This window comes from Phyllobacterium sp. (assembly GCF_037994405.1).
In the GTDB taxonomy this organism is placed as follows: domain Bacteria; phylum Pseudomonadota; class Alphaproteobacteria; order Rhizobiales; family Rhizobiaceae; genus Phyllobacterium.
The window spans coordinates 1-5,635 of the sequence record NZ_JBBNAN010000363.1; the positions used below are offsets into that span (position 1 = coordinate 1).

Consider the following 5,635-nt stretch of genomic DNA (forward strand, 5'->3'; position numbering starts at 1 on the left):
GAGTAGAAGCGCGTGTTATCCCTCGCTTGACAGGCAATCCTATAGCGGCCATCTAAACCCGACTTGATAGCATTTGCGCTCGCACAAAAGAGATCATCTTGGCATCCTCTCCCTACTCGGATCTTTCCGGCAAAATCGCAACGCATCGGGCCCACGCCGGTGTCATTGGCCTTGGCTATGTCGGTCTGCCTTTGGCTATAACGCTCGCGCGCAGTGGTTTTGCCGTTACCGGCTTTGATATTGATCCGGGCAAGATCATCTCACTTGATGCGGGTCGCTCCTACATCGAGGCGGTGACCAACGAAGCGCTGACAGGTGAGGCGAAAGCTGGCCGATTCCGGTCGACAAGTGATTTCGCCGAGCTGTCAAATTGCGATGTGATCATCATTTGCGTGCCGACGCCGCTGACCAAACATCGCGATCCGGACCTATCCTTTGTCGAGGCAACGAGCCGCGCGATTGCGGCTACCTTGCGTCCCGGGCAGTTGATCGTGCTGGAGTCGACCACCTATCCCGGCACGACCAACGACGTGGTCAAGCCAATCCTCGAGGAAACCGGCCTCACGTCCGGCTCTGATTTCTTCCTTGGCTTTTCCCCCGAGCGGGAAGACCCAGGCAATCGCGATTTCGAGACTGCCACGATCCCGAAAATCGTTGCTGGGGATGGTATTGAGGCGAGCAAGCTGATGCAGGCCTTCTACAGTGCTGCAGTGAAAACGGTCGTTCCAGTCTCGTCCAACGCAACCGCAGAAGCGGTCAAACTCACGGAGAACATCTTCAGGTCGGTCAATATCGCGCTCGTCAACGAACTCAAGACGCTCTACGCAGCGATGGGCATCGATATCTGGGAAGTCATCGAGGCCGCAAAGACCAAGCCGTTCGGCTATATGCCGTTCTATCCGGGACCGGGCCTCGGAGGGCACTGCATCCCGATCGATCCTTTTTATCTGACGTGGAAATCGCGTGAGTATGAATTACCAACACGGTTCATCGAACTGGCAGGCGAGATCAATTCCGCCATGCCGCGCTATGTCGTTGGCAGCCTGGCCGAAGCGCTCGACATGCGTTCAGGCAAGGCGCTCAGCCGCTCGCGTGTGCTCATTATTGGGTTGGCCTACAAGAAGAACGTACCGGATATTCGCGAAAGCCCGTCGCTCCGGCTGATCGAAATCATTGAGGAACGCGGCGGCAGGGCCGATTACCACGACCCCTTCGTCGCGGAAATTCCACCCACGCGCGAACACATGGCGCTCAAAGGCCGCAAATCCGTGGAGCTGACCGAGGTAGTGGTAAAGTCGTTTGACGCCGTGCTGGTTTCGACTGATCACGATGATGTCGATTATGCGGCTTTGGTCCGATGGGCACCCCTTATCATCGACACCCGCAATATTTTCTCCAAGCTCGGATTAACGGGCGAGCATATTGTGAAGTCTTAAACGACGGTTTTGATCTACGACAACTTCGCCTTCAGATTGCTTGCCGCCATGGCATAGCCGCCTGCTGCACCGTCGATGAAGTGGATATGATCATGCGCAAGCGGTGTCGGCACGAAGCAGGTGATCAGGGCCGAATCCTGCCGGTGCAGACCATGGCGGCTAATACCGGCCGCTGATGCATTTTCCAGAAGCATTTCGATGCGGCGCAAACGCTCGCTATCGATATCGATGGTCATTTTCAAGCCATCGTCGAATTTGCGGAAATCGGAGTTCTGCGACACTTCAACCTTGTACCGCTTCGGATCGAAGCCGCCGGCCGTCAACCCCAGCCGGTCGAGAACATATATCAAAGCGATCTGTCCGATGATCGCTAGCTTACGCAAAAGCCTTTTGCCGACGGGTGCAGTCGCCCGAGCTTCTGCCTCGACACCCTTCGTGGTGAAACTAATCGGCGGCCCCTCCGCCGGGAGCGGGTGAGAGCCACGGCTTTGCTCGGCCGCGATGGCAACAACGCCTGCAACCAGCTTCTGGAATTGCGCGCTTGCGCCGGGCGTGCCCGGCACGGCGATGATTGAGACAATTTCGCCATTACGGGCCTGGATCGGATTCCAGCGACACGAGAGACCTGCAAGATCCGGCCGTGTGCCGGGCGGCGCGGGTTCAACGGCATATTTGCCTGCTTTCATCTGGGCCTCGGCCCAGCTCGCACCGCCACCGGCAAACATGGCGTAGGAAACATCGGGGCTGGCCCTGAACCGTGCAACGCGCACGTCAAGTCCCATTGCCCGTATATCGCTCATCGGCACAAGCGCCGCCCGCAGGCTCAACTTCAGGTCATCGGCAACCCATGTCTGTACGGCTGAAAGTGCCTCGCGCGCCCGCGTAGCAGCAGATGCTGGAAGGGCAACCAATGCGCCGTCTCCACCGAAAACAAACGGGTAGTTTTTCTTGCCGAGCGCATTTAGCACTGCGGAGATGACGCTGGCGCCCGCCATGTTCACGGCTTTATAGCGGCCCGCCTCGATCGCCTTGGTCGAACCGACGATGTCGGCCGTCGCCAGCACCCAGTCATCGGGCAGCGCCTTGTAATTGCCAGTATCGGCGACCCCCTCAAATTCCACGAAAACGGGGAGTGTGTCGAAGAAATCGTCGTCTGTTGCCTGTGCCATATATTGGCATTAGCACAATCCAAGATGGCAGGCGACGAGGGACTTTATCGCACCGGAAGAGAACATCTGGAATGCGCCAGACACGCATTCCAATCTCTAAAATGCGGGAGAAAAAATTAGGGGATTGTCAACCATGAATTGCTGCTGCGTTGCAAAATTGTGATAGATCAGAAATACAATTGTTCATCGGGTTGTGCCTGGAGGCGAGGTTGTGCAACCATGTACACGTTATTGATTCTGTGACGTTAAAAGCAATCTTGATTTTTAAAAGTACGAACGATGATGCGGGCATATTATGCCAGCAAAGAGGAATGGTTTGCGCCCCCGATGCATTTTGACCTGGCCCATTTCCCTGACTTCGAGGAAGGTTTTTTCAGCGGCAATTTCAAGCACGATATCCTTGAAATGCTTGTGGAAATCAGGCAGCAACTCAGCTGCCGCTATATTACTCATATAGGCCACGCGGAGCCAGTCGGGACCCATAGCGGGCCTACGCCTGAAATATCGGTGCTGACGACTGTGCCGATGAACTGGGTCGTTCGCTATTCGGCCAAAAATTACTATAAGGTTGACCCGCTGGTGCAAGGAATAACGTTATCCCAACGCCACACTGACGCCCCCGGCACGATCCGGCATCTCGCAGCCGACCCCACCTTGTTGCCAGAGTCAAAGCAATTTCTACGGGATTGTGAGTTGCGCGGTCTCGGGAATCTCTTTCTCACCGTCAGTACGGCGAACTCCTATGGCTTTCGCGGGATCACGGAGTTTACATTCGAGGTTGAACCGTCGGAGCAGATTGCATTCATCGAACGCATGCGCAAGCGCCTGGCTGCGATAGCCATCCGGCTCCATAATGTGCTTCACGGAAATCGCAATCCAGCGTTGGCCGCCGTTGTGGCCAATCTTTTGACTAAGCGGGAGATTGATTGCCTCTATTGGGCGGCAAACGGCAAGACCGATGGCGAAATCGGTGAGATCCTCAACATCGCCCGCTGGACGGTCGTCACATACTTGCAAAACGCCAAGAACAAGCTGGGCTGTTCCAACCGTACGTCAACCGTTGCAACAGCATTGGCACTGGGCGTTATCCAAATGCCAGCTATCACAAACAAGTTTTAGAGCAGATCCTTCCTGGCAGCTTTTTCCGGCACGGTGAGTTGTGGAAGGCGTGCGTTTTCGAATGCTGCGGCAAGCAGACTGGTATTGTCAGTCGGGCTGCTCCCCGTCTCGGCGAACCGCACGTGGTGAAGATCGATCTCGGTAGAGTTTGCAGAGAGCGTCAAACGGAAATAGGCGTTCACGCCCATATTGCTGAACTCCAGATCGAGCATCACTTGCGGGGTGGAATTCCAGTCCAGCTTATATTCGCCACCCAGTCCGAATGTCAGTGTGTCCGGATAGAATGTGAGTTCGGTCGCTGAATTGACGATATCAGCTATATTGCCAAACAGTTCGCAGCGGATGAAGGCGATATAATCGGCCACGTCTACAAGCCGAAGATCCTCAATTACCTCCGCCAGATGTCCGGAGATTATCTCGACGCGGGCGGCCGAATATTGGGTTTTCTTCATACATTAATCCGATTGCAACCAGCCCGATTATCGCTGGCGCGCATTAACAAATTGAATAAGTTCGGCCACAGCCTTGTAGAATTCCGGAGCAATCATGTTATTGACCTGGACCTGCTTATAAAGTGACCGTGCCAATTGTACATTCTCAAACACCGGTATGTCATTCGCCTCGGCGATCTCCCTGATCTTGAGGGCAATGATATCCTGCCCCTTGGCAACAACGACAGGTGCTGGATCCTTCGCCGGAACGTAGCGGAGAGCAACCGAGAAGTGTGTCGGATTTGCGACGATGAGTGTAGCGGTTGGGACTGACGCAATCATTCGCTGGCGTGCCCGATCGCGGCCAAGTGAACGAAGACGGGATTTGAGCACAGGATCGCCTTCTGCCTGCTTATGTTCGTCCTTGATTTCCTGACGCGTCATTCTCAGTTCGCTGCGCCAGTGGATACGGGTCCAGGCCAGATCGAATGCGGCAAGGACCGTTACGGCAATCGCAACAGAGGAGAGCAGACGCACGATATGGGTGCGGATGAGTTCTGGTAGTGCATTCGGCTCGGTGATGATGGCATCGACGAAGAAATGGCTGTCTTCAAAGAAGATCATGAAGACGATGATGCTGGCCGCTGCGAATTTGAATGTGGACTTCAAAAACTCTACACGCCCGGCGGCCCCGAAGATGCGCGCCCAGCCCTTGGTGATCGAGATGCGCGAGAGTTGTGGCTCGATGCGGTCGGCAACGATGCGGGGTGCATTTTGCAGGACCGAGGCGAGGATGCCGGCACCCGGCACAATAATCAACACTGGGAGCAGAGCCAGCCCCACCGCAGTTGCAATAACGCCGAACAATTGCCGTGCATCGTCAGCACTCGACAGCCGCCAATCGTCGGATTTGTCCATCAGTTCGGACAGGAAAGACGTCAGCTTCAGCCCGCTGGGTACGACGACGAAAACCATGATAATCAGGAAGGCCACGATGGAGGCGAGGATAGGAGCTTCACGCGAGAAGGGAAGGTTGCCTTTCTCAATCGCATCACTGATTTTCTTTTCAGTCGCTTCCTCGGTTTTACTTTCTTTGTCAGCACTATCCGACATAAGCGATCAGCGCCTTTGATTCACGATGCGGGCTCTTCCGCATCGAGCTTCAGGTCGCCTCGATCCGCCAGTCCGATTGCAGTGCGGGCAATCACGCGGCGCGCCTCGGTAACCGCGTTGACGTTAACATTGGTCTGGCTCGAGAGCTCGGTTTCGACCATGCGGCGTCCGCGTGTCGACAGCGATTGCAGGATAAGTTCTTGCAGATGAGGCTCGCAGCCGTGCAGGGCAGTCGTGACCACGTCGGTCTGGATTTCGTCGAAGAGCACGAGCCGTGCACGCTGCGAGATACGGGCTATATCTTCGAAGGTGAAAAGCTTGGCCTTGATCTTGGCAAGGTCGTCAGCTCCGAGATCGGTGAGGTCCG

General features: G+C 55.5%; 6 protein-coding genes. 2 read left to right on the plus strand and 4 right to left on the minus strand.

What is annotated here, in order from left to right:
* Positions 1 to 98: 98 nt before the first annotated feature.
* On the plus strand, positions 99 to 1,436 hold the full coding sequence (locus AAAC48_RS20170) for a nucleotide sugar dehydrogenase (protein WP_340655896.1): 1,338 nt from the start codon (positions 99 to 101) through the stop codon (positions 1,434 to 1,436).
* Positions 1,437 to 1,450: 14 nt separating this feature from the next.
* On the opposite strand, the gene AAAC48_RS20175 is transcribed toward AAAC48_RS20170, so the two are convergent.
* A complete protein-coding gene (locus AAAC48_RS20175; RefSeq protein ID WP_340655897.1) occupies positions 1,451 to 2,605 on the minus strand; it encodes a DUF3095 domain-containing protein in 1,155 nt (384 codons plus the stop codon).
* 327 nt (positions 2,606 to 2,932) lie between these two features.
* Here AAAC48_RS20175 and AAAC48_RS20180 point away from each other — a divergent pair, with 327 nt between their 5' ends.
* On the plus strand, positions 2,933 to 3,724 hold the full coding sequence (locus AAAC48_RS20180; RefSeq protein ID WP_340655901.1) for a LuxR C-terminal-related transcriptional regulator: 792 nt from the start codon (positions 2,933 to 2,935) through the stop codon (positions 3,722 to 3,724).
* Here the strand turns inward: AAAC48_RS20180 and AAAC48_RS20185 are convergent.
* The 3 genes from AAAC48_RS20185 to AAAC48_RS20195 all read right to left on the minus strand — a co-directional run.
* The gene (locus AAAC48_RS20185; protein ID WP_340655898.1) at positions 3,721 to 4,176 is read right to left on the minus strand and encodes a hypothetical protein; all 456 of its coding nucleotides are present in this window, start codon (positions 4,174 to 4,176) and stop codon (positions 3,721 to 3,723) included. The genes AAAC48_RS20180 and AAAC48_RS20185 overlap by 4 nt on opposite strands.
* A gap of 27 nt (positions 4,177 to 4,203) precedes the next feature.
* On the minus strand, positions 4,204 to 5,268 hold the full coding sequence (locus AAAC48_RS20190; protein WP_340655899.1) for an EscU/YscU/HrcU family type III secretion system export apparatus switch protein: 1,065 nt from the start codon (positions 5,266 to 5,268) through the stop codon (positions 4,204 to 4,206).
* 20 nt (positions 5,269 to 5,288) lie between these two features.
* Positions 5,289 to 5,635, minus strand: a 347-nt coding sequence (locus AAAC48_RS20195; protein ID WP_340655900.1) for a FliG C-terminal domain-containing protein, incomplete at its 5' end; no start/stop codon positions are given.